The organism is Pseudomonas sp. HY2-MNA-CIBAN-0224 (genome assembly GCF_040310285.1).
GTDB lineage: Bacteria > Pseudomonadota > Gammaproteobacteria > Pseudomonadales > Pseudomonadaceae > Aquipseudomonas > Aquipseudomonas helleri.
In genome coordinates, this window is sequence record NZ_JBEOPQ010000006.1 from 75165 (window position 1) to 99284 (window position 24120).

At 60.4% G+C, this 24120-nt stretch carries 23 protein-coding genes; 20 read left to right on the plus strand and 3 right to left on the minus strand.

What is annotated here, in order from left to right:
• The first annotated feature begins 23 nt into the window (after positions 1 to 23).
• The 7 genes from AAEZ03_RS05705 (at position 24) to AAEZ03_RS05735 (ending at position 5381) form a co-directional block, all read left to right on the plus strand.
• Positions 24 to 686 carry a riboflavin synthase gene (locus tag AAEZ03_RS05705; protein WP_048367769.1) on the plus strand — a complete coding sequence of 221 codons (663 nt, stop codon included), beginning with the start codon at positions 24 to 26 and terminating at the stop codon, positions 684 to 686.
• Between the two features lie 16 nt (positions 687 to 702).
• A complete protein-coding gene (gene ribBA / locus AAEZ03_RS05710) occupies positions 703 to 1794 on the plus strand; it encodes a bifunctional 3,4-dihydroxy-2-butanone-4-phosphate synthase/GTP cyclohydrolase II (RefSeq protein ID WP_048367768.1) in 1092 nt (363 codons plus the stop codon).
• A gap of 91 nt (positions 1795 to 1885) precedes the next feature.
• Complete coding sequence (ribH, locus tag AAEZ03_RS05715) at positions 1886 to 2362, plus strand: 6,7-dimethyl-8-ribityllumazine synthase (protein ID WP_048367766.1); 477 nt, start codon at positions 1886 to 1888, stop codon at positions 2360 to 2362.
• The gene (gene nusB / locus AAEZ03_RS05720) at positions 2359 to 2859 is read left to right on the plus strand and encodes a transcription antitermination factor NusB (protein ID WP_350576792.1); all 501 of its coding nucleotides are present in this window, start codon (positions 2359 to 2361) and stop codon (positions 2857 to 2859) included. Before ribH ends, nusB begins: the two co-directional genes overlap by 4 nt.
• Positions 2860 to 2874: 15 nt before the next feature.
• Positions 2875 to 3834 (plus strand): thiamine-phosphate kinase, encoded by a 960-nt coding sequence (gene thiL, locus AAEZ03_RS05725; RefSeq protein WP_048388942.1) that lies wholly within the window; start codon positions 2875 to 2877, stop codon positions 3832 to 3834.
• 138 nt (positions 3835 to 3972) lie between these two features.
• Complete coding sequence (gene ribA, locus AAEZ03_RS05730) at positions 3973 to 4590, plus strand: GTP cyclohydrolase II (protein WP_048367839.1); 618 nt, start codon at positions 3973 to 3975, stop codon at positions 4588 to 4590.
• Positions 4590 to 5381 (plus strand): cobalamin-binding protein, encoded by a 792-nt coding sequence (locus AAEZ03_RS05735; RefSeq protein WP_350576887.1) that lies wholly within the window; start codon positions 4590 to 4592, stop codon positions 5379 to 5381. The genes ribA and AAEZ03_RS05735 overlap by 1 nt, the downstream gene beginning before the upstream one ends.
• Before the next feature lie 87 nt (positions 5382 to 5468).
• On the opposite strand, the gene dxs is transcribed toward AAEZ03_RS05735, so the two are convergent.
• The 3 genes from dxs to AAEZ03_RS05750 all read right to left on the minus strand — a co-directional run bounded on the left by dxs (position 5469) and on the right by AAEZ03_RS05750 (position 8626).
• Positions 5469 to 7367 carry a 1-deoxy-D-xylulose-5-phosphate synthase gene (gene dxs, locus AAEZ03_RS05740; protein ID WP_048367758.1) on the minus strand — a complete coding sequence of 633 codons (1899 nt, stop codon included), beginning with the start codon at positions 7365 to 7367 and terminating at the stop codon, positions 5469 to 5471.
• Positions 7368 to 7499: 132 nt separating this feature from the next.
• Complete coding sequence (gene ispA / locus AAEZ03_RS05745; RefSeq protein ID WP_048367756.1) at positions 7500 to 8387, minus strand: (2E,6E)-farnesyl diphosphate synthase; 888 nt, start codon at positions 8385 to 8387, stop codon at positions 7500 to 7502.
• Positions 8384 to 8626, minus strand: coding sequence for an exodeoxyribonuclease VII small subunit (locus tag AAEZ03_RS05750; protein ID WP_048367754.1), 243 nt, complete (start codon positions 8624 to 8626; stop codon positions 8384 to 8386). The genes ispA and AAEZ03_RS05750 overlap by 4 nt, the downstream gene beginning before the upstream one ends.
• A 409-nt stretch (positions 8627 to 9035) precedes the next feature.
• On the opposite strand from AAEZ03_RS05750, the gene tssA reads away from it, so the two are divergent.
• The 13 genes from tssA (at position 9036) to icmH (ending at position 24119) form a co-directional block, all read left to right on the plus strand.
• Positions 9036 to 10586 carry a type VI secretion system protein TssA gene (gene tssA, locus AAEZ03_RS05755; protein WP_350576798.1) on the plus strand — a complete coding sequence of 517 codons (1551 nt, stop codon included), beginning with the start codon at positions 9036 to 9038 and terminating at the stop codon, positions 10584 to 10586.
• 36 nt (positions 10587 to 10622) lie between these two features.
• Entirely contained in the window at positions 10623 to 11129 is a 507-nt protein-coding gene (tssB, locus tag AAEZ03_RS05760) for a type VI secretion system contractile sheath small subunit (protein ID WP_123751656.1), read from the plus strand.
• Positions 11130 to 11157: 28 nt separating this feature from the next.
• Positions 11158 to 12633, plus strand: a complete 1476-nt coding sequence (tssC, locus tag AAEZ03_RS05765) for a type VI secretion system contractile sheath large subunit (protein ID WP_048367750.1) — start codon at positions 11158 to 11160, stop codon at positions 12631 to 12633.
• Positions 12634 to 12645: 12 nt separating this feature from the next.
• Positions 12646 to 13056, plus strand: coding sequence for a type VI secretion system baseplate subunit TssE (tssE, locus tag AAEZ03_RS05770; RefSeq protein WP_048389380.1), 411 nt, complete (start codon positions 12646 to 12648; stop codon positions 13054 to 13056).
• Positions 13057 to 13130: 74 nt separating this feature from the next.
• Entirely contained in the window at positions 13131 to 14912 is a 1782-nt protein-coding gene (tssF, locus tag AAEZ03_RS05775; protein WP_350576803.1) for a type VI secretion system baseplate subunit TssF, read from the plus strand.
• Complete coding sequence (tssG, locus tag AAEZ03_RS05780; protein ID WP_350576806.1) at positions 14876 to 15880, plus strand: type VI secretion system baseplate subunit TssG; 1005 nt, start codon at positions 14876 to 14878, stop codon at positions 15878 to 15880. The genes tssF and tssG overlap by 37 nt, the downstream gene beginning before the upstream one ends.
• A gap of 12 nt (positions 15881 to 15892) precedes the next feature.
• Positions 15893 to 18493, plus strand: coding sequence for a type VI secretion system ATPase TssH (gene tssH / locus AAEZ03_RS05785; RefSeq protein WP_502947897.1), 2601 nt, complete (start codon positions 15893 to 15895; stop codon positions 18491 to 18493).
• A gap of 10 nt (positions 18494 to 18503) precedes the next feature.
• Entirely contained in the window at positions 18504 to 20012 is a 1509-nt protein-coding gene (locus AAEZ03_RS05790; RefSeq protein WP_350576812.1) for a sigma 54-interacting transcriptional regulator, read from the plus strand.
• A gap of 37 nt (positions 20013 to 20049) precedes the next feature.
• Positions 20050 to 20190, plus strand: a complete 141-nt coding sequence (locus AAEZ03_RS05795) for a type VI secretion protein (RefSeq protein WP_153434431.1) — start codon at positions 20050 to 20052, stop codon at positions 20188 to 20190.
• 17 nt (positions 20191 to 20207) lie between these two features.
• Positions 20208 to 21407, plus strand: a complete 1200-nt coding sequence (gene tagH, locus AAEZ03_RS05800; protein WP_350576815.1) for a type VI secretion system-associated FHA domain protein TagH — start codon at positions 20208 to 20210, stop codon at positions 21405 to 21407.
• Between the two features lie 5 nt (positions 21408 to 21412).
• Entirely contained in the window at positions 21413 to 21910 is a 498-nt protein-coding gene (gene tssJ / locus AAEZ03_RS05805) for a type VI secretion system lipoprotein TssJ (RefSeq protein WP_350576817.1), read from the plus strand.
• Positions 21911 to 21912: 2 nt separating this feature from the next.
• Positions 21913 to 23244, plus strand: a complete 1332-nt coding sequence (gene tssK / locus AAEZ03_RS05810) for a type VI secretion system baseplate subunit TssK (protein ID WP_350576820.1) — start codon at positions 21913 to 21915, stop codon at positions 23242 to 23244.
• Between the two features lie 5 nt (positions 23245 to 23249).
• Positions 23250 to 24119 (plus strand): type IVB secretion system protein IcmH/DotU, encoded by an 870-nt coding sequence (gene icmH, locus AAEZ03_RS05815; RefSeq protein ID WP_048367738.1) that lies wholly within the window; start codon positions 23250 to 23252, stop codon positions 24117 to 24119.
• Position 24120: the final 1 nt, after the last annotated feature.

The window sequence follows — 24120 nt, forward strand, 5'->3', positions numbered from 1 at the left end:
TTTTGTTCTCAAGGGGAACGCCCATGTTTACCGGCATTATCGAATCCATCGGCAACATCCGCGCACTGACCCCAAAGGGTGGCGATGTGCGGGTTTATGTAGAGACCGGCAAGCTCGACCTGAGCGACGTCAAACTCGGTGACAGCATCGCGATCAACGGCGTGTGCCTGACCGCAGTTGAGCTGCCGGGCAACGGTTTTATGGCTGACGTCAGCCGCGAAACCCTTGATTGCACCGCATTCAACGACCTTAAAAGCGGCAGCCGGGTCAACCTGGAAAAGGCCCTGACCCCGACCACGCGTCTGGGCGGCCACCTGGTCAGCGGTCACGTTGATGGCGTAGGCGAAGTGATTTCCCGCGAGGAAAACGCCCGTGCCATCGAGTTCCGCATCCGTGCACCCAAGGAGCTGGCCAAGTACATCGCCCATAAAGGCTCGATCACCGTCGACGGCACCAGCCTGACGGTCAACTCGGTCAATGGCGCCGAGTTCTCCTTGACCATCATTCCGCACACCCTGAGCGAAACCATCATGGACGACTATCGTCCAGGTCGCCGGGTCAACCTTGAAGTCGACTTGCTGGCGCGCTACCTCGAACGCCTGCTGCTGGGCGAAAAAGCCGCCGAGCCGACCTCGGGTGGTATCAGCGAAAGTTTTCTGGCCGCCAACGGCTACCTAAAATCCTGAAATAAGGGGGTGCCGCGTGGCGCTCAACAGCATCGAAGAACTGGTTGAAGACATCCGCCAAGGCAAGATGGTCATCCTGATGGATGACGAAGACCGCGAAAACGAAGGCGACCTGATCATGGCCGCCGAGTGCTGCCAGGCTGAGCACATCAACTTCATGGCGCGTTTCGCCCGTGGCCTGATCTGCATGCCGATGAGCCGCGAGCGCTGCGAAACGCTCAAGTTGCCATTGATGGCGCCGCGCAATGGCTCAGGCTTTGGCACCAAGTTCACCGTGTCCATCGAAGCCGCCACCGGCGTGACCACCGGCATTTCGGCCGCCGACCGTGCCCGCACGGTGCAAGCCGCCGCTGCTAAAGACGCCAAGGCCGATGACATCGTCAGCCCGGGCCACATCTTCCCGCTGATGGCACAAGCGGGCGGCACCCTGGCCCGTGCTGGCCACACAGAAGCCGCCTGCGACCTGGCGCGCATGGCCGGTTTCGAGCCAAGCGGCGTGATCTGCGAAGTGATGAACGACGACGGCACCATGGCCCGTCGCCCTGAGCTGGAAGCATTTGCCGCTGAACACGGCATCAAAATCGGCACCATCGCCGATCTGATCCACTACCGGATGATCCACGAACGTACCGTTCAGCGGATTGCCGAGCAGCCACTGGACAGCGAACTGGGCCAATTCAACCTGGTGACCTATCGTGACTCTGTCGAAGGCGACGTGCACATGGCACTGACCCTGGGCAAGATCTGCGCCGAAGAACCGACGCTGGTACGGGTGCACAACATGGACCCGCTGCGCGACCTGTTGCTGGTCAAACAGCCCGGCCGCTGGAGCCTGCGCGCCGCCATGAGCGCTGTGGCAGAGGCGGGCAGCGGTGTGGTGCTGTTGCTGGGCCACCCGTTGGACGGCGATGTATTGCTGGCGCACATCCGCGAAACCGCCGATGCCGCGCCGGTGAAAAAACCGACCACCTACAGCATCGTCGGAGCAGGCTCACAGATCTTGCGTGACCTCGGAGTACGCAAAATGCGCCTCATGAGTTCACCAATGAAGTTCAATGCCATATCCGGTTTTGATCTGGAAGTTGTAGAATACGTGCCCGCCGAATAATGACCGGACATTTCCAGTCCCGATTCGTGGCCCAATATCCTTAAAGAACGCACGAAAGTGCGTTCTGGCTCTTTAATACGAGACATACCGAATGACCCTGAAGACCATCGAAGGTACCTTCATCGCCCCCAAAGGTCGCTACGCACTCGTCGTCGGCCGTTTCAACAGCTTCGTCGTCGAAAGCCTGGTGAGTGGTGCTGTTGATGCCCTGGTTCGCCACGGTGTAAGCGAAAGCGACATCACCATCATCCGTGCACCGGGTGCGTTCGAAATTCCGCTGGTTGCGCAAAAAGTTGCCCAGCGCAACGAATTCGCCGCCATCATCGCCCTGGGCGCTGTTATTCGTGGCGGTACTCCGCACTTCGAATACGTGGCTGGCGAGTGCACCAAAGGCTTGGCTCAGGTGTCCATGGAGTTTGGCGTACCGGTTGCATTCGGTGTGCTGACCGTTGACTCGATCGAGCAAGCTATCGAACGTTCCGGCACCAAAGCTGGCAACAAAGGCGCTGAAGCTGCACTGTCCGCTCTCGAAATGGTCAGCCTGCTGGCAGCGTTGGAGGCCAAGTGATTTCCGACGAAAGCGATCGTTTCAACCCGCGCGATCCTAAACCTGCGGATGCTGGCAAGCCCTCCAAGAGCGCCAAGCGTCGCGAAGCGCGTCAGCTCGCGACCCAAGCGCTGTATCAGTGGCACATGGCCAAGCACTCGCTGAACGAGATCGAAGCCCAGTTTCGCGTGGACAACGACTTCACTGACGTTGACGGCGCTTACTTCCGCGAAATCCTGCACGGCGTACCGGCCAACCGTACCGAGATCGATGCTGCCCTGGTGCCATGCCTGGACATCACCATCGAAGAGCTGGACCCGGTTGAACTGGCGGTTCTGCGCCTGTCCACCTGGGAGCTGATCAAGCGTGTCGACGTGCCTTACCGCGTTGTGATCAACGAGGGTATCGAGCTTGCAAAAGTCTACGGTTCCACTGACGGTCACAAGTTCGTCAACGGTGTTCTGGACAAACTGGCACCCCGCCTGCGTGAAGCTGAAGTCAAGGCGCTCAAGCGCTAACCCGCGCTGTTGGCCATGGGCGAGTTTGAGCTGATCCGCAACTTCTTCGCTGCCGCGCCCTGTGCGCAAGGCGGCGTGGGCGTTGCTTTAGGCATTGGCGACGACTGCGCCCTGCTGGATGTTCCCTTCGGGGAACAGCTGGCGATCTCCACCGACACCCTGGTAGCCGGGGTGCACTTCGCAGATCCTTGCGACCCTTTCTTGCTCGGTCAGCGTGCGCTGGCAGTGGCGGCCAGTGATTTGGCGGCCATGGGCGCCACACCTGTTGCGTTTACCCTTGCCCTCACGTTGCCGACGGTTGAAGCCGCCTGGCTGGACGCGTTTGCCCGTGGCTTGAACGTCATGGCCCAGGCGTGCGACCTGCGGCTGATCGGCGGCGACACCACGCGTGGTCCACTGTGCCTTACCTTGACGGTATTTGGGCGCGTGCCCACGGGCCAAGCCTTGAGCCGCAGCGGCGCGCGCCCCGGCGACTTGCTGTGCGTGGGCGGTGAGCTGGGCAATGCAGCGGGCGCATTGCCGCTGGTTCTGGGTCAATGCAGCGCTGCCCCGGCAATTGCCGAGCCCCTGCTGGCGCATTACTGGTCACCGCAACCGCAATTTGCCCTGGGCCAGGCCCTGCGCGGTAAAGCGACCTCGGCCCTAGATATTTCAGACGGTCTTTTGGCTGACTGCGGGCATATTGCACTGGCTTCGCGCGTAGGCCTGCAGATCGAAAATGACCGCGTGCCGATGTCGCTGGCCCTGCAAGAGTTTTTGGGAGATGCGGGCGCGCAAAAAGCGGCCTTGAGCGGCGGTGACGATTACGTGCTGGCCTTTACCTTGCCAGCCGTTGAACTGCCGACCTTGCTCGCTGACGGCTGGCCGATCCATGTCATCGGCCGCGTAATTGAAGGGCAGGGCGTCAGCCTTGTCGACGAGCACGGTCAGGACATCACCCCGGCAATCCGTGGTTACCAGCACTTTCACGGGTGATGTGAAGGTTCGCGGGGCCTGAGCTATCAAACTTTTTGATATTTATCTCCGATAATTCAGCCTAAGCGTCTGTAGGAACGTCCTGTTACAATGTCGACTCTGCGAATTTCCAGTCCTCAAACTGATCAGGAGCACATGGTGCCCGTCGTTTTCGTTGCTGCTTGCAAGCTCCCAACCCCCTTTGCCGAATTCACCATGCATGGCTTTTTAGAACAAGCCACGGGTCGTGAACACGTTGTGCTCAGTTTGGGCGACGTGGCAGACGGTGCTCCGGTATTAGGCCGGGTGCACTCCGAATGCCTGACCGGCGATGCCTTGTTCAGCCAGCGCTGTGATTGCGGCTCACAACTGGAAGCCGCTTTGCAGGCCATCGCCCGCGAAGGTCGTGGCGTGTTGCTGTACCTGCGTCAGGAAGGCCGTGGCATTGGTCTGTTGAACAAAGTGCGCGCTTACGCACTGCAAGATGGCGGTGCCGACACCGTTGAAGCCAACGAGCGTCTGGGCTTTGCTGCGGATCAGCGCGATTACGCCATCTGCCTGCCGATGCTTGAGCACTTGGGTGTCAATTCGCTGCGCCTGATGACCAACAACCCGCGCAAGGTCAAAGCCTTGACCGACATGGGCATCACCGTGGCGGAGCGTGTGCCGCTGCACACCGGGCACAACCCGCACAACAAACTGTACCTGGCAACCAAAGCCAACAAGCTTGGGCACATGATGGGCAACCAGCACCAAGGCGAGACAGATCCGGCGTGATGCGCTACTGGCTGGCAATCCTGTTGCTGGCCGTGGGTTTACCCTGCATGGGCGCCAGCCGAGTGATCAGCCTGGCACCATCGTTGTCTGAAATCGTCGTTGAACTGGGGGCCACCGACCTGCTGGTCGGGCGCCTCGACGCTGGCGAGTCACTTCCCGAACTGGCCGCTGTACCCTCTGTGGGCCGCTATGGCCAATTAAACATCGAGCGTTTACTCAGCCTGCAACCCGACCTGATCCTGCTCTGGCCGGGCAGCGTGGGCGTTGCCCAGCGCGAGCAACTGCACCGCTTCAATATCCCGACCTTCACCGCCGACCCTCAAACCCTTGATCAACTGATTGAGCAGATCCAAACCCTTGCTGTCGCCTTGGGGCGCCCGGAGCGCGGTCAGGAACTGGCTGATCAACTGCGCACGCGTCTGGCCGAGCTGCGCACCCGCTACCACCGTGACAAGCCGCTGCGGGTGTTTTACCAAGTGTGGGATCAACCGCTCTACACCCTGGGCGGCGGGCAAATCATCAGCGATGCGTTGGCCGTGTGCGGGGCGAGTAACGTGTTTGCCGACCTCAAACTCCCGGCCCCGCAAGTCAGCGTCGAGTCGGTATTGCAGCGCAATCCACACATAATCATTGCGAGCACCCAGGCGCAACTCGACGCCTGGAAAGCCTGGCCGCAACTGGATGCGGTCAAACACGGGCGTTTAGTGCTGTTGAGTGATAAAGGTCTGGAACGCCCGAGCGGGCAAATGGTGCAAGCAACCGGCAGGTTGTGCGAGCAAATCGCCCCCTGATCCCTGTAGGAGCGAGCTTGTCTCGCGATCTTTTGATCTTTAAAAGATCGCGAGGCAAGCTCGCTCCTACAGTCGATCCGGGTGGGCTTAGAGGCCCAGCAACTGCATCCGCTGGCGAACCGAGGCTTCGATGCCGGCTTCATCCAGGCCGCATTCAGCCAGCATCTGGCTCGGCTTGGCGTGCTCGACATAAATGTCCGGCAAGCCCAGGTGCAGTACCGACTTCAGCACGTTTTCACGGGCCAGGAACTCACTCACCGCCGCGCCTGCGCCACCCATGATGGCGTTTTCTTCGATGGTCACCAGCAACTCATGGCTGTCAGCCATTTCGCGTACCAAGGCTTCGTCCATCGGCTTCACAAAACGCATGTCGACCACGGTCGCGTCGATCTTTTCAGCCACTCGCAGAGCTTCGGCCAATTGCACGCCAAATACCAGGATTGCCACCTTGCTGCCTTGACGGCGCACGATGCCTTTGCCGATTTCCAGCGGCTCAAGAGTCTTCTCGATTGGCGCGTCAGGGCCGGTGCCGCGCGGGTAACGCACTGCCGCCGGGCCGTTGTACAAGTGGCCGGTGGTGAGCATTTTGCGCAGTTCGTTCTCATCGCTCGGGGTCATGATGACCATGCCCGGGATGCAACGCAGGTAAGACAGGTCGTAGCTACCGGCGTGGGTCGGGCCATCTTCGCCCACCAAACCGGCACGGTCGATGGCAAACAGCACGTCCAGGTTCTGCACCGCGACGTCATGCACCAATTGGTCGTAACCACGCTGCAAGAACGTCGAATAAATCGCCACCACGGGTTTGGCGCCTTCACAGGCCATACCGGCGGCAAACGTGACCGCGTGCTGCTCGGCAATCGCCACATCGAAGTAGCGCGAAGGGTACTGCTCGCTGAACTTGATCAGATCCGAGCCTTCTTTCATGGCCGGGGTAATGCCGACCAGGCGCTCGTCAGCCGCCGCCATGTCACACAGCCACTCGCCAAACACGGCCGAGTACTTCGGCCCGCTGGCAACTTTGGGCGCGACTTTTGGCGCGTCCAGCGGCTCAAGCTTGGTGATCGCGTGGTAACCAATCGGGTCGGCTTCAGCCGGGGCGAAACCTTTGCCTTTCTTGGTGACGATGTGCAGGAACTGCGGGCCTTTGAGGTCGCGCATGTTACGCAGCGTGGCAATCAAGGTCGGCAGGTCGTGGCCGTCAATCGGCCCGATGTAGTTCCAGCCCAACTCTTCGAACAGGGTGCCGGGGACCAGCATGCCCTTGGCGTACTCTTCGGTGCGGCGGGCAATTTCCCAGGCTCCGGGCAGGCGTGACAGCACTTTCTTGCTGCCTTCGCGCATGCTGGCGTAGGTACGGCTCGAGAGGATTTTGGCCAAGTAGTTGGACAACCCGCCAACATTGCGCGAAATCGACATGTCGTTGTCGTTGAGGATCACCAACATATTGGCATTCACTTCGGGCGCGTGGTTCAGCGCCTCAAAAGCCATGCCCGCCGTCAGTGCGCCGTCGCCAATCACTGCAATGGCCTTGCGCTCGCTGTTTTGCAGGCGGGCGGCAATGGCCATGCCCAGCGCAGCGCTGATCGAGGTGCTGGAATGGCCGACGCCAAAGGTGTCGTACTCACTTTCGGAGCGGCGCGGGAAGGCCGCAATGCCGTCCTTTTGGCGCAACGTCGCCATTTCATCGCGACGGCCGGTGAGTATTTTGTGCGGATACGCCTGATGACCCACGTCCCACACCAGCCGGTCATCCGGGGTGTCGAAGACGTAGTGCAGCGCGATGGTCAGTTCAATGACCCCAAGCCCGGCACCAAAGTGCCCGCCTGTCTGGCCAACGGTATAGAGCAATTCCAGGCGCAACTCATCGGCCAGGGTTTCCAGCTCGGCTTCGGCTAATCTGCGCAGGCCAACAGGCGTGCCCGCTCGGTCGAGCAGGGGCGTAGTCGGGCGCTTGCGGGGAAAATCTTGAAACGTCGTTGGCATCAGGCGAATCGTTATAGGTATATAAAAGAGGCGGCAGTTTACCTTATGGAACGTAAGCTGCCCACGCAGTGTGACATTCGTTAGTCAGACCTTGGCATTACTCGTTGTGCGAAATATCTATTTGTCACCGTATTAGTGGCGGCGATCCACGATATAACGCGCCAGTTCTCGCAACGGTTCTGCTGCTGCATCAAAAGGTCGCAGGGCATTGAGCGCCTGATCACGCAGCTCCAGCGCATAGCTTTTGGCCCGCTCCAGACCCATCAGTGCCGGGTAGGTCGGTTTATCCCGTGCAATGTCGGCGCCTTGGCGTTTGCCCAGGGTCGCGGTGTCACTTTCAACATCCAGAATGTCGTCCTGGACCTGAAACGCCAAGCCAATGGCCCGGGCATAAACGCTCAACGCCTGCAGATTGTCATCCGTTGCCTGGCCGCTGGCCAGTGCACCCAGCTGTACGCTGGCTTCAATCAGGGCGCCGGTCTTGTGGCGGTGCATGTATTCCAGCGCAGCCTGATCCAGTTTTAGCCCCACCGAGCCCAAGTCGATGGCTTGCCCGCCAACCATGCCGGCAGGGCCCGCCGCGAATGCCAGGCCATTGACCATGCGCAAACGTGTTTCGGCATCCAGAGTGGTCAGCGTCGGGTCGAGCAGGGCGCTGAACGCCAGGCTTTGCAGGCCGTCACCGGCCAGAATGGCGCAGGCTTCATCAAACGCCTTGTGGGTGGTCGGCTGACCGCGGCGCAAATCATCATCGTCCATGGCCGGCAAATCATCATGCACCAGCGAATAGGCGTGGATCAGCTCCACCGCGCACGCCGCGCCATTGGCTTGTTCGGGCGCCGCGCCCAGCGCTTCGCAAGCGGCATAGGCCAATAGCGGTCGAACCCGTTTGCCACCATTCATCACGCTGTAACGCATGGCCTCGTACAGACGGGCCAACTCCGGGGCAGGAGCGACAAACAAGCGCTCAAGTGCCGCGTTGACGCGTGCCTGGCTGCTGGTCTGGTAGGCATCAATCATTCTGGCTGTTCCGCATCAAAAGGCTCTTGAGCGAGCTCACCATCACGCTCAAGCAAAATTTGGACTTTCTGTTCCGCTTGCGCCAGCGCGCCCTGGCAATCACGGGTCAGACGAATGCCTTGTTCAAAGGCGGTCAATGAGTCTTCCAGTGACAGTTCGCCGTTTTCCAGGCGCTCGACCAATGTTTGCAGGTCGGCGAGGGACTGCTCGAAATCCAGGGAAGCTTTTTTGCGGGCCATGGCGGCATTCTCGGTAGGCGTTAAAACCGGCTGACACTAGCAGACAGCAGGTTTTGGGGCAAATAAGGCGGCAGTTTAAGCCACTGCCATGAAAGGTGAATCTGTTAACTGCATGACTTTAGTCGACATGTATAAGGCGATTTTTTCAGCCGTTCGTGTCAGAGCTGACGGTTTGGGTGTAGTTCAAATCCTTGGTATGTCAGGTTTCGTAACGCGTGTGTGAGGCGATTTCTTTATCTTTTTTTAAGCGAAGACATTTCTCGGCCCATTGAGGAAACGTCTGACATTTTTCCCTTTTCCATTCACATAAGGTTTCGCCACTTGAATGGAATCGGTAATGCGCTGTGATCCTCCCCCTTGATACCTCTATGACGTACGTGGTGCCCGCTGCAGTGGGCGGCGTGCTGTCATGACGTATTCCAGCCAATTATTTGCCCGCCTCATTGAGCTGGGCAAAGCGCCGGTGTTCAAGGATAGCTTTGCGGGCAATGACGCGCGCTTTTCAAACCAGTTCGAAGCCCTTGAGCGAGAAATCGGCAAGTCGCAGTCGATGTCAGAAAACAACCAGATCGACTGGTACGTCGTGCATGAGCAAAGCGAGGCGATGCTGCGCGATCAGTCCAAGGACCTGCGTGCCGCCGTCTGGCTGACCTGGGCGCTTTATCAGCGCGAATCGTTCCCGGGATTGCTGGCGGGCCTGGGGTTGTTGCACCACCTGTGTACGGAGCGCTGGGCACTTGTTTACCCGCTCAAATTGCGCACCCGTGCCGCCGCCATCAGTTGGCTGGTAGGGCGCCTTGATCGGGCCCTTAACGAAAACGTGCCGATTAAAGAACAACTGCCGCTGTTCCAGCACATGGTTGAGCTGTTGCTGGCGCTGGAAAGCGCGCTGGCCAAGCATTTAGGCGATGACGTGCCGCTGTTGCTGCCGATTTGCCGTCGACTGGCCCGAATGGTCCAGCGGGCCGTCGACAGCCAGCCCGAGAAGGGCGTTATTGCCACGGCTGTGGCGCAGGTCAGGCACGTGGCCACCCAGTTGATCGAGCCCAATACGCTCATCGACAACGAAAAAGATGCTCACAAGGCCTTGCGTCAGCAACAGGACAACGCCCGGGCCTTGTGCGGCTGGTGGCTAAAACAGAAAGCCACCGACCTGCGAGCGCTACGCCTGAACCGCGTGCTGACGTGGCTGGCTGTAGAACTCCTGCCCGAGCGCAATGGCGAGCTGATCACCCCGCTGCGCGGCATCCCGGCCGACAAGCTCAACAGCTACGCCGACCGTTTCACCCAGGGGCAGTTCGCCGATTTGCTGGTGGAGCTTGAAGCCAGCGTTGCTAAGTCACCGTTCTGGTTCGACGGCCAGCGCCTGGTCTGGGAATGCCTGAGCGCCCTTAAAGCCGAGTCGGCCATGCGCGAGGTGGAGGTCCACTTCGCCTTGCTCCTGCAACGGCTGCCGGGCCTGGTCGAATTGCGTTTCAGTGACGGCACCGCGTTTGCCGACCCGCAGACCCGCGCCTGGATCGACGCACAGGTGCTTCCCCATCTGAGCCGAAGCGAGCCCGAAGCGCCGGTCGCGACTGTACGCCCGGCCTGGGACTTGGCCCTCGATGAAGCGCAAGAGCTTTTGCGTGTCAGCGGTTTCAAACCTGCTGTGCAATGGCTCAAGCGTGGATCGAGCAGCGCCCACGGCGAGCGGGTGCGGTTTTTCTGGCAGTTGACCCTCGCCCGGTTGTGCTTCCACGCCAAGAAATACGAACTCGCCAAAACCCAGCTCGAAATGCTCGATGAGGTCCTACACCGCTCAGGCTTACAGGCCTGGGAGCCGGATCTGGTGCTTGAAGTTTTGCGTCTTTTACATCGCTGCTGCGAGCTCTTGCCGCAGAACCACGAAGTGCGAGAACGCAAGGACGAGATGTATCGCAGGTTGTGCCACCTCGATCTTGAAGTGGTACTCGAATAGGCCTCAGGGCCACACACACACGCAAGGAAAAACATCATGGCCAAAGAAAGCTCGGTAGCCCCCAAGGAACGGATCAACATCACGTTCAAACCCGCGACTGGCGGGGCTCAAGAAGAGATCGAACTGCCTTTGAAGCTGTTGGTGGTGGGTGACTATATCCAGCGCTTTGACGGGCGAAAGCTTGAAGACCGCAAGCCTATTGCCATCGACAAAATGACCTTCGATGAAGTGCTTTCCAAGCAAGGGCTGGAGCTGGCCCTGAATGTGCCCAACCGCTTGCACGGCGAAGACAGCACCGATGAGCTGGCGATTGCGCTGCGCGTCAGCGCGATGAAGGACTTCAACCCGGCGAGCCTGGTGGAGCAAATCCCTGAACTGAAAAAACTGATGGAGCTGCGTGATGCTCTGGTCGCACTTAAAGGCCCATTGGGCAACGCGCCGAGCTTTCGCAAGGCGATTGAAGGCGTACTGGCCGACGACGTCTCACGCGCTCGGATACTGAGCGAACTGGATCTGCTTGTCGCTCCGGCAACGGACGTTTGAGCCCCCCATCAGTCAAGGAAGCCCCACAATGAGCAGCAGCGCCGCACAACTTAAAGACGATAAAAGCACTTCTTACAGCGTTCTGGACGACATCATCGCGCAAACCCGACTCACGCCCGAAGACGACGCCTATGGCATCGCCAAGCGCGGCGTAGCGGCGTTTATCGAAGAACTGCTGAAACCGCAAAACCAGGGTGAGCCGGTCAAAAAAGCCCTGGTTGATCGCATGATTGCCGAGATCGACGCCAAGCTCAGCAACCAGATGGACGAAATCCTCCACCACCCGTCCTTCCAGTCGCTGGAGTCCGCGTGGCGTGGCTTGCAGTTGTTGGTCGATCGCACCAACTTCCGCGAAAACATCAAGATCGAAATCCTCAACGTCTCGAAAGAAGACCTGCTGGACGATTTCGAAGACTCGCCCGAGGTCATGCAATCGGGCCTCTACAAACATGTGTACACCGCTGAATACGGGCAGTTCGGTGGTGAGCCGGTGGGCGCCATCATCGCCAACTACTTCATGACCCCAAGCTCGCCGGACGTCAAATTGATGCAGTACGTGTCCAGCGTTTCGTGCATGTCCCACGCGCCATTCATTGCCGCCGCCGGGCCGAAGTTTTTCGGCCTCGAAAGCTTTACTGGCATGCCAAACCTTAAAGACCTGAAAGACCACTTCTGCGGCCCGCAATTTGCCAAATGGCAGAGCTTTCGCGAGTCCGAAGATTCGCGCTACATGGCGTTGACCGTGCCGCGCTTCTTGCTGCGCAACCCGTACGACCCAGAAGAAAACCCGGTCAAGTCGTTCGTCTACAAAGAAACCGTTGCCAACAGCCACGAACACTACCTGTGGGGCAACACCGCCTACACCTTTGCTTCCAGGCTCACCGACAGTTTTGCCAAGTTTCGCTGGTGCCCGAACATCATCGGCCCGCAAAGCGGCGGCGCGGTTGAAGACCTGCCCCTGCACCACTTCGAAAGCATGGGCGAAATCGAAACCAAGATCCCCACCGAAGTTCTGGTCTCTGACCGCCGCGAATACGAACTGGCCGAGGAAGGTTTCATCTCCCTGACCATGCGCAAAGGCAGCGACAACGCCGCCTTCTTCTCGGCCAACTCGGTACAAAAACCCAAGTTCTTCGGCATCAGCGCCGAAGGCAAGAACGCCGAGCTGAACTACAAACTCGGCACGCAACTGCCCTACATGATGATCGTCAACCGCCTGGCGCATTACCTCAAGGTATTGCAGCGCGAGCAGTTGGGTTCGTGGAAAGAGCGTACCGACCTTGAGCTTGAGCTCAACAAGTGGATCCGCCAGTACGTTGCCGACCAGGAAAACCCGGCCGCCGAAGTCCGTGGCCGTCGCCCTTTGCGTGCCGCCCATATCACCGTCAGCGACGTTGAAGGCGAGCCTGGCTGGTACCGCGTCAGCCTGAACGTGCGCCCGCACTTCAAGTACATGGGGGCTGACTTCACCTTGTCGCTGGTCGGCAAGATGGAAAAAGAGTAACGGGAGGCGGGCATGAGCGCATATGGCAGCCTTTTTGAACGCCTGGCGGGCGATGTGGATAAACGCCGGGGCTTGAGCCCCGTTGCCTGCGCCCAGGCGTCCGTGGCTGCCCACTTGGCAAAAATGCTCAGCACCCGGGCGGGCAGCGTGCAAACGCTGCCCGACTACGGCCTGCCCGATTTGAACAACATGCGTTTGAGCCTGCATGACGCGCTGACCCAAGCGCGTGAGGCCATCGAAATCTTTATTGAACGTTATGAACCACGTCTGAGCCAGGTCCGCGTCAGCGCCTTGCCCCGAGACGGCGACCCGCTGCGGCTCGCCTTCAGTCTCGACGGCTGGCTGGACGTGGCGGGCACCAAGCGTCAGGTCAGTTTCACCGCGCACCTGGATGGCAGTGGCCAGGTCAGGGTCGGGGTTTAAAGCCCGGCACGCGTGACGTTCAACCCCTATGTGTTTCCCGTATTCCGTGCCGTCGACAACTAACAGGTAGCGCCGTGTCCTTTAACCATTACTACCAAAGCGAACTCACTGCATTGCGCCAGTTGGGCAGCCGCTTCGCTGAGCGTAGTCCTGCGTTGGCGCCATTTTTGGGCCAGGCCGGGCGTGATCCTGACGTCGAGCGGTTGCTTGAAGGGTTTGCTTTTTTAACCGGGCGCCTGCGCCAGAAACTGGACGATGAACTCCCCGAACTGAGCCATTCGCTGATGCACCTGCTGTGGCCCAATTACATGCGGCCACTGCCGGCATTCAGCCTGTTGCAGTTCGACCCGCTGGACCGCCCGGGCCCGGCGCTGCGGGTCGAGCGCGAAACCCGGGTGGCGAGCAAGCCGATTGACGGCGTGAGTTGCCAGTTCAGAACCTGCTACCCGACAGACGTGCTGCCATTGGCCCTGGTTGAGCTGAAACACTCGGTCAACGCCCAAGGCACGCTGCTCAGCCTGCGTTTGAACATGACCTGTGACGGTCATTTGGGCGAGCTGGCGCTGAGCCGTTTGCGCTTGCACCTGGCGGGTGAGCGCTACGTCAGCCAAATGCTCTACCTCGGCTTGTTGCGCCATCTGCACGGCGTCACCGTGGTGCCGCTCGATGGCAACGGCAAAGCCCTGGAGGCCGACGAAAATCCGGCGTTCACCTTGGCGCCCACTTGCGTACAGCCGGTGGGGTTTGCCGAAGAAGAAGCCTTGATCCCTTACCCGCTGAACACCTTTCGCGGCTACCGCTACTTGCAGGAATACTTCGCCTTTCAGGACAAATTTCTGTTCGTTGACCTCAGCGGTCTGGAGCGCCTGAGCACGCTGCCTGAAGACACCCTCAAGCAGGTGCGCGGTCTTGAGTTGCGCTTTGATATTCGCCAGAGCAACGCCCAGCGCCTGCGCCCGACGCTGGACAACGTGAAGCTCTATTGCACGCCCATCGTCAACCTGTTCCAGCACGACGCCATGCCCGTGCGCCTGGACGGTAAACAGGACGAATACCTGCTGATGCCCTCACGGCTGGCGCTCGAACACTGCGCGGTGTTCTCGGTCGACAGCGTGACCGGCTGGCGCGTCGACGGCACGGGCTCCCAGCGGTATGTGCCGTTCGAATCATTCGAGCACGACCCCAGTTTTGATGTGGCGGTCGAGCAAACGCATTACAGCGTTCGCCAGCGCACAGCGTTGCTGCATGAAGGGCTCGACACCTACCTCAGTTTTGGCACCCGCCAGCCCGAGGCGGGCGAAACCCTGTCCATTGAGCTGACGTGCACCAATCAGAACCTGCCCCGACGCCTTGGCCAGGGCGATATCTGTCTGCCTTGCGAAGGGACGCCTGAGTTCCTGGTGTTTCGCAACATCGGGCCGGTGACGCCCAGCTACGCACCGCCGCTCAATCGCGACTTCCTCTGGAAGCTGATCAGCAACATGTCACTCAACTACCTGTCGCTGGCCAACGTGGATGCCTTGAAGGTGATCCTCGAAACCTACGACTTGCCGCGCTACTACGACGAACACGCCGAGCGCGTCAGTAAAAACCTGCTCAACGGCCTCAAGTCAATCCGCCATGAGCACGTTGACCGCCTGCACCGCGGCTTGCCGCTGCGTGGCCTGCGCACCGAACTGACCGTTGATACCCAGGGCTATGTCGGCGATGGCGACCTGTTTGTATTTGCCTCGGTACTCAACGAGTTTTTCGCGCTTTACGCCAGCCTCAATTCGTACCACGAACTGCGGGTCCACAGCACACAGGGAGAGACCTACCAATGGACACCCCGCATGGGCCTGCAGCCCCTGCTCTGAGCGTGTTGGCGCGCACTGTCCGGGAGTATTCGCTGTTTCAGGCCGTGCTGCTGGTTATTGACCGCCTGCGTGACGGCAACACCGACATCAGCGAAGACGAGCTCTACGATCGGGTGGAGTTTGTTGCCAACCCGAGCCTGGGTTTTCCGGGCTGCGACGTTGATGCGGTGGAGTTCTTTATCGAACACGGGCAACGCCGCGCGCGGCTGCGTTTCAACCTGATGGGCCTGGTGGGTTCCGCGTCGCCGTTGCCGGCGTTTTATGGCGAGCAAGCGCTGGGCGACGGCGACGCGCAGAACACCACGCGACAGTTTCTGGATCTGTTCAACCACCGCTTGCAACGGCTGCTGCTGCCGATCTGGCGCAAGTACCGCTATCGCGCCCGATTTGAAAGTGGCGCCAACGATCCGTTTTCCAGCCATTTGTTTGCCCTCATCGGGCTGGGTGGCCAAACCATCCGCGACGCTCAAGAGCTGAACTGGAAGCGCCTGTTGCCCTACCTCGGTTTGTTGAGTTTGCGTGCGCATTCGGCCGCCCTGATCGAGTCGGTGCTGCGGTACTACTTCAAGCATGCCGAACTGACGATTGAGCAGTGCATCGAGCGCCGCGTCGAGATTCTCCAGGAACAGCGCAACGCCCTTGGGCGCGGCAATCATCAACTGAGTGAAAGCCTGGTGCTGGGCGAGCGCGTTCGCGATTGCAGCGGCAAGTTTCGTATCCACATCCGCCAACTGAGTTGGGAGCGTTTTCATGAACTTCTGCCGATCGGCACGGGGTATCAGCCGCTGTGCGCGCTGGTGCGCTTCACCCTGCGTGATCCGCTTGAGTACGACATCCGGCTGGTGCTGCGCCACGAAGAAATCCGTGAGCTGCGCATTGCCGAGCACAACCCCTGCCGACTCGGATGGACCAGTTGGCTGGGCCGCGAATACGCGGACGGCGTCGTCACCCTGGGTAAAGCACATTAAGGAGCAATGGCCATGATCAACGTAGACCTGCAACAACTGATACAGGCACTCGACGCCGACACCCGGCGCGACCTTGAGGGCAGTGCCGAACGCTGTGTAACACGTGGCGCGAGCCAGGTATTGGTAGAAGACCTGCTGCTGCAACTGCTGGAGCGACCGCAAGGCTTGCTCGCACGTGCGCTGCAAGACGCCGCCATCGATGCGGGCCACCTGAGTGCCGCCTTGCAGCCGCGCAGTGAAAACAGCGCCTCACGCAACCCGGTGTTTGCGCCTGAGCTGGTGCAATGGCTGCAAGATGCGCTGCTGGTCGCCAGCCTTGAACTGGGGCAAACCCAGATTGATCAGGCCTCCTTGATCCTCGCCTTGCTGCGCAACCCGCTGCGTTATGCCGGGAGCGGCTATCAAACTCTGCTGGCCCAGCTCGATATCGAACGCCTCAAAGGCTTTGCCCTGTCGCAACAAACGCAACCCGCCAGCGCCCACGCTCCGGCGTCGGGCGAGGCGTTATTGCCGCGCTTTACCCACAACCTGACGGAGCAGGCGCGGGCCGGGAAACTTGACCCGGTGTTGTGCCGCGATGACGCCATCCGCCAGATGATCGACATCCTCGCCCGCCGGCGCAAAAACAACCCGATTGTGGTGGGCGAAGCCGGTGTGGGCAAAACCGCTATCGTCGAAGGCCTGGCCTCGCGCATCGCCGCCGGTGAAGTACCGCCGGTGCTGCTCGGGGTTGAACTGTTGTCACTGGACATGGGCCTGCTGCAAGCCGGGGCCAGCGTTAAAGGTGAATTCGAACGCCGCCTCAAAGGCGTCATCGACGAAGTCAAAGCCTCACCCAAGCCGATCATTCTGTTTATCGACGAAGCCCACACCTTGATCGGCGCCGGTGGCAACGCAGGAGGGTCCGACGCGGCCAACCTGCTCAAGCCCGCATTGGCCCGTGGCGAGTTGCGCACCATTGCCGCCACCACGTGGGGTGAGTACAAAAAGTACTTCGAAAAAGACCCGGCGCTCGCCCGACGTTTTCAGCCGGTGCAACTGCATGAGCCTACCGTCACTGAGGCGGTGACCATTCTGCGTGGTCTGGCCCACGTGTATGAAAAGAGCCATGGTATTTATTTGCGTGACGACGCGGTGGTGGCCGCCGCGCAATTGTCAGCCCGTTATCTGGCCGGCCGCCAGCTCCCGGACAAAGCCGTCGATGTGCTCGACACCGCCTGCGCCCGCGTGCGCATCAGCTTGGCCGCCGCGCCGCAAAAGCTTGAGCAACTGCGCGGTGAACTGGCTGAAGGCGGGCGCCAACGTCAGGCCATGCGCCGTGACGCCGAAGCCGGTTTGTTGATTGATCACGCGCAGCTGCTGACGCTGGAAGCGCGCTTGATCGAAGCCGAAAGCGAGCAGCTTGCCCTTGAAGCACGCTGGGTTGAGCAATGCACCTTGGCCGAACGCTTGCTGGCGCTGCGTCAACAACTGGCTCAGGCCCGTGAGGCCAGCGAACCGAACCTTGACCCTGACAACGAGCACAGCGTGCCCTCACTGGAGGCGCAGCTCAACCTCACCCACGCGGCCCTGAGCGAAGCCCACGGCCTTGAACGGCTGGTCAGTTTTGAAGTGTGCCCGCGTCTGGTCGCAGAAGTCATCAGCGCCTGGACCGGCGTGCCCGTGTCGCAATTGGCCCGTGAGCACAGCGCCAAGGTCAGCAGTTTCGGCGCCGATTTAAGCGCGCGCATTCGTGGCCAGGAACAGGCCATTCATGCGCTGGACCGCTCCATGCGTGCCACGGCGGCGGGCCTCAACAAGCCCGATGCGCCGGTGGGGGTGTTCCTGCTGGTGGGCCCGAGCGGCGTCGGCAAAACCGAAACAGCCCTGGTTCTGGCTGACCTGCTGTACGGCGGCGAGCGCTTTATCACCACCATCAACATGTCCGAGTTCCAGGAAAAACACACCGTTTCGCGGTTGATCGGCGCACCACCGGGATATGTCGGTTATGGCGAAGGCGGCATGTTGACCGAGGCCGTACGGCAAAAACCGTACTCCGTGGTGCTGCTGGACGAGGTCGAAAAGGCCGACCCGGATGTGCTCAACCTGTTCTATCAAATCTTCGACAAAGGCGTGGCCAACGATGGCGAAGGGCGCGAGATCGACTTTCGCAACACCCTGATCCTGATGACTTCCAACCTCGCCAGCGACCGCATCAACGCCTTATGCGCCAACGGTGCGCGGCCGAGTGCCGAAGACCTTGAACAGAGCATTCGCCCGGTGCTCAGCAACCACTTCAAACCCGCCTTGCTGGCGCGCATGCGCGTAGTGCCGTACTACCCGGTCAGCGGGCCGGTGCTGCGTGAGCTCATTGAAATCAAACTGCAGCGCCTGGGTGAGCGTCTGCAGCGGCGGCAACTGGCGTTCAGCCACTGCCAACGTCTGGTCGACCATCTGGCCGAGCGCTGCACCCAAAGCGACAGCGGTGCGCGACTCATCGACTACTTGCTCGACACCCACGTCCTGCCGCTGATAGCCGACCGCTTGCTGGACGCCATGGCCAACGCGCAAACCCTCAAGAGCGTGCACGTCACCCTCGACCCGCAGGCCCATGTGCTGTGTGAGTTTGCTTAAGGTGGAGCCGATGTTTGTTCGCGTAGCGGACCCTCTGGCGTATGCCGAGTCGTTGCTCCAGCACTTTGCCAGCGTGGCGCGTTGCACTGACAGCGCCAGTGTGGTCGGCCAGTGCGTGCGTGCCGTGGCCCAACTCAGTGGCTGTGAATTGAGCCAACTGTACGTACTCGATGCCACGCACAAGCGCCTGGAACTGACCGCAGAATGGCTCGACGGGCTTGTGCAACCGCCCCGCGAACAGGGGTTGCCAACAGATTACGCGGGCCAGCACCTGTTGCAGTTTGCCGTGTGCCAGAACCGGGTTGTGAGTGTCGATGACCTCAGCGACGGGCTGTATGACATCGGCTTTTTGCCCAGCCAAGGCCTGCCGTGGCGGGCGTTGCTGTGCGTACCGCTGCTCAATGCGCAGCAGTCGGTCGCAGGCGTCTTGCTGGTCGCCAGTCGTCAAGCGCTTGAGCTGTTGGCTTATGCGCCTTCTGTTGGAGTCTTCGGGACTTTTGTCGGGGCGCAGTTGCGTTTGCATCAGCAGGACGCCACCTCGGTAATGCCCTCAGACCTGACCGGCAGCACGAGCGGGCTGATCGGCAAAAGCCGGGCCATGCGCCAGACGTACCACCTGATCAACAAAGTGCTGAACAGCCCCTACACCGTGCTGCTGATGGGCGAAACCGGCACCGGCAAAGAAGTTGTCGCCCGGGCGATTCATGACGGCAGCTCACGCCGTGACCGGCCCTTTATCGTGCAGAACTGCGCGGCCTTCCCGGAGGCCCTGCTGGAAAGCGAGCTGTTCGGTTACCGCAAAGGCGCCTTTACCGGTGCCAACCGTGACCGCGCCGGGCTGTTTGACAGTGCCAACGGCGGCACTTTGCTGCTGGACGAAATCGGTGACATGCCGCTGTCGTTGCAAGCCAAGTTATTGCGCGTGTTGCAGGAGGGCGAGATCCGCCCCTTGGGCTCAAATCACACGCATAAAATCGATGTGCGAATCATCGCCGCCACCCATCGCGATCTGGCGCAATTGGTCAGCCAGGGGCTGTTTCGCGAAGACTTGTATTACCGCCTCGCACAATTCCCCATCACCTTGCCGGCCTTGCGTCAGCGCGAGGGCGACATCCTCGATCTGGCCCGACATTTTGCTGCGCAGACCTGCGCGTTTTTACAGCGCCAGCCGCTGCTCTGGTCCGAGCCGGTGCTGGAGCAACTGGCGAGCTACGCCTTCCCCGGCAACGTGCGCGAACTCAAAGGGCTGGTCGAGCGCGCAGTGTTGCTGTGCGAAGGCACTGAGTTGCGACCTGAACATTTCTCGCTGTTGCGCGATGCGCCCAGCGGTGCCGACACCCTCAACTTGCGCGAGCGTCTGGAGCAGGTTGAACGGGGGTTGCTGCTCGACTGCCTGCGCAAAAACGCCGGTAACCAGACCCGCGCCGCCCATGAACTGGGCGTCGCCCGGCGCACGCTGCTGTACCGCCTGGAGCGCCTGAATATCCGTTTGGACGATCTAAAAAGGAAGGCCTCGTGAGCCTCTTTCATTCTTTGTGCCTGTGGAGACTCTCCTGATGACTGCTCGTCTCTGGTGCGCCGTGTTGCTGATTGTCGCCGTGCTTTGCGGCGCCAGTGGGTGCAGCGCCAATTACAAATTCAACGACAACAGCTATCGCCCATTGGGTGATCCGCAAGCGGTCAATCGCGGTAAGTGACCGTAAGGAGCCACACTATGGAACTGGTATTCGACCTGCTCGACACTCGGTCGCGGGACGCTGCGCAGGTGATGCGCAAAACCTTCACCGAGCAAGGCGGCACCATCGGGCGCAATGCAGCCTGCGAGTGGGCGCTCGTGGACAGCACACGCAGCGTCTCCAATTACCACGCGCACATCAGCTATCGGGACGGCACGTTTTTTTTCACCGACACCAGCACCAACGGCAGTCGCTGCAACCGTCCCGAGGCCTGGCTGAACAAAGGCCAGGCGCAGCGCATTGAACATGGCGATGTGTTTTATATCGGTGACTTCCAGTTGCGTGCGCAACTGGAGCACGAGCTGCAAGCGATGCTGGAACAGGTTGGGCGCCCTCAACCGGCGGGCAGCATTATCCCGGATGATGCTTTTTTGGCCATGGACCCACTGGATCCGATCAAAATACCCGCCGCTGTCTTTGCCGTGCTCGAGGAACCTGAGCCACGGTACGGCCAGCCAACAGACTGGGAGCAGCGTGTCGATTTCGCCCAAATCGACTATGAAAACCTGCGGGTCCCGCATCTGGTCGAAGCTCCGCAGGCGCCATTGCCCGAGCCGATTGCGGCCATTGGGCCGCCCAGTGACGAGGCTTTTTGGTTGGCGCTGGGCGCGGTGCTGGGCGTTGACCTTGCGCATCAAACACGTGAAGACCGCGAAGCGCTGGCGTTCAAGGCTGCGCATTTGCTCAAGCACAGTATCGGCGGTTTGCAGCAAAGCCTGTGGACCCGCAGCGAGCTTAAAAACCAGCTGCGCCTGGCCCGCACCGCCGCCCCGGACACCCGCCAAAACCCGCTCACCTCCAGCCAGGATGCCAGCGAAGCCTTAGGCCTGTTGCTGGCGCCGAAAAAGCCCCATCAGCCCTCGGCCGAGCAGGTGGTCGGGCGTGCCTTCCGTGATGTACAGGCGCATCAGGTCGCGCTGTTAAGCGCCAGCCGTGCCGCGATCCGCAGCAGCCTTGAGCACTTCTCCCCGCAGCAATTGGTCTTGCGCTTTGAGCGTGATGGCTATCAGCCGTGGCTCAAGACATCGGCCAGCCGCTGGCGGGCGTTCAGTCGCTATCACCAGGCCCTGCAACAGGACGATGACTGGTGTGAACGCGTGCTGGCGCGAGATTTCGCTCAGGCCTACGACGTGCAAGTGCGCATGATTTCCACCCTCCACAATGACCCTCAAGGATGATGCGCATGTCGCGTAGTACCCCCCTTTATCGCAACGTTCTGCTGGCACTGACGGTGTGGCTGCTGGGCGGATGTTCGGCGTTGTCGCCGTACTCCAGCCTCACCAAGCTCGATCTGACGTTGAGTGCCAGTGATCAGGTCAACCTCGACCTCAACGGCCGTCCGTCGCCGCTGGTGGTTCGGTTGTTGGAACTCAAACACCCGGTTGCCTTTGAGAACGCCGATTTCTTCAGCCTGTACGAGCGGCCCAAAGCCTCGCTTTCACCGGATCTGGTCACCAGTGAAGAGCTGGAGGTGCGCCCCGGCGAGACCGTCGACCTCAAGCTAAGCATCGAGCCTGGCAGCCGCTATGTCGCGGTGCTGGCCGCGTATCGCGACCTGCCGCAAACCCAATGGCGCTATGTGGTGCCGCTGGCCGCGGGTGACCTGACCACGGCCCACTTGGTACTCGATCAGGCGGGCATTCATAACGCCGCCCGGGCCTCTGCACAGGCGGATGATTGAGCATGAATGCACACAAAGTTATCTGGCGCGAAGGCATGTTGCTGCGCCCGCAACACTTCCAACAAAGCGACCGTTATTACCACCACCAAATGAAAGCCCGCACCCAGTTACTGGGCCGCTACACCTGGGGCTTTCTGGGGCTGGACATCGACATGCAGTTTCTCAATATGGGCAAACTGGTGATCAGCCAGGCGGCGGGCGTGTTGCCGGACGGTAGCTTGTTTGAGCTGAGCGGCAGCACCCAGGCATTGGTCCTCGATGTGCCGCGCCACACCGCCAACACGGCGGTTTACCTGGCCTTGCCCTTGGTTACCGGCAATCACATTGAAACCCGCCGTGTGGATCAGGCTGATGTGCTGGCGCGCTACACCGCATTCGACATTGACGTGTCTGACTCAAACGCCGGTGACGACGCCAGCAGCCAGGTCAGTTGCGCCCGACCGGATTTCCGTCTGGTGCTGGGCGAGCAACAGAACGATCAAGCCTGCATCAAGTTGCAGGTGTGTCAGATCCTCGACACCACCTCAGACGGCGTGATCCGTCTGGATGAGCAATTTGTGCCGACTTTTATCCACGCCCACGCGTCGGGCTATGTGCTGTCGTGCCTCAAAGAAGTCATCAGCATGATCGCCAATCGCGGCGAAGCGCTGGCGCAGCGTATCAGCTCCAATGGCAAGGTCGGCGGGGCAGAGGTCGGTGACTTCATGATGCTCCAGCTGATAAACCGCACCGAACTGGTGTTGCGCCACTATTTGAGCCTTGAGCACCTGCACCCCGAAGAGCTGTATTGCGCGTTGCTGGCGATGCTCGGCGACCTCGCGACCTTTGGCAGCGAGAGCAAACGCCCGCAGGTGCGCAGCGCCTACCAGCACAGCAATCAGGGCGAAAGTTTTCGCAGCTTGATGGACTCGATTCGCCAGGTGCTGTCGATGGTGCTGGAGCAACACGCCATGGAGCTGGTGCTGGAAAGCCGTCAGTACGGCGTGCTGGTGTCGCCATTGACCGACCACGCATTGCTCGCCACTACCTCGTTTGTTCTTGCCGCCCAGGCCCATTGCGACAGCGAGGAACTGCGCCATCGCTTACCCGCGCACCTCAAGGTCGGGGCCGTCGAAAACATTCGCCAACTGGTCAACCTGCACCTGCCTGGCTTCAAGGTCAAACCCTTACCTGTGGCGCCTCGGCAGATTCCGTTTCACTCCAACAAAACCTATTTCATCCTCGAACTGGGCAGCGAAGAGCTGGCGCAACTGGAGCGCTCCGGTGGCTTTGCCTTCCATGTCTCGGGCGAGTTTTCAGCGCTTGAACTGCAATTTTGGGCCATCAGGAACTGACCGCCATGCGTACGGATTCACAACACCCAACAGATGACAGCACGGTGATGGTTTTTCGCGATGGCCACACGCCTGCGACGGCAGCCCTGACCGACGTGCAGGCCCCGCCAAAAATCGAGCAACTTGCCGAACGCATGATCTATTCGGCGCGGGTAAAACCTGCCGACGCGTTCAGCGTCAGTGTTAACCCGCTGGTGGCTGCGGCCAGTGAAGTGCTGTCGTTTGTGGTGCACATCAAACACAGCACCTCGCCAGACACGCTGGTGGGCCTGCACGGACAGCTCACCGCTGCCATCAAGGCGTTTGAGGCCAATGCCCTGTGCCGGGGCGTTGACAGCCAGCACATGATGAAAGCCCGTTACGTGCTGTGCACGGTGGTCGACGAGGCCGTGGTGACCACCCGCTGGGGCAAGGAAAGCGAGTGGTCGCAGCAGAGCCTGCTGAGCAGTTTCCACAACGAAACCTTTGGCGGTGAGAAGGTCTTTCAGGTGCTCGACCAGCTGTGCAAAGACCCGGTGTACAACCTCTCGCTGCTGGAGCTGATTTACCTGTGCCTGGCCTTGGGCTTTGAAGGCAAGTTTCGCGTCATTGAGCGCGGCATTCATGAACTCGACGGCATTCGTGATGCGCTGTACCGGCAGATCCGGCACTTGCGCGGGGACGTCCCGCGTGAGCTTTCACCGCACTGGCAAGGGCTCAAGTCACACCGCCACCGTCTCACCCGCATCGTGCCGGGGTGGTTGCTGGCGACCTTCACGGCGGGATGCCTGGTGGTCATGTTTTCGGGCTTTGCCTGGGTTTTGGGCGAGCAGCGCGACGTCGTCTTGCAGCCGTATCAACAGCTCGACACTCCGGTTGTACGAGCGCAGTTGTAAT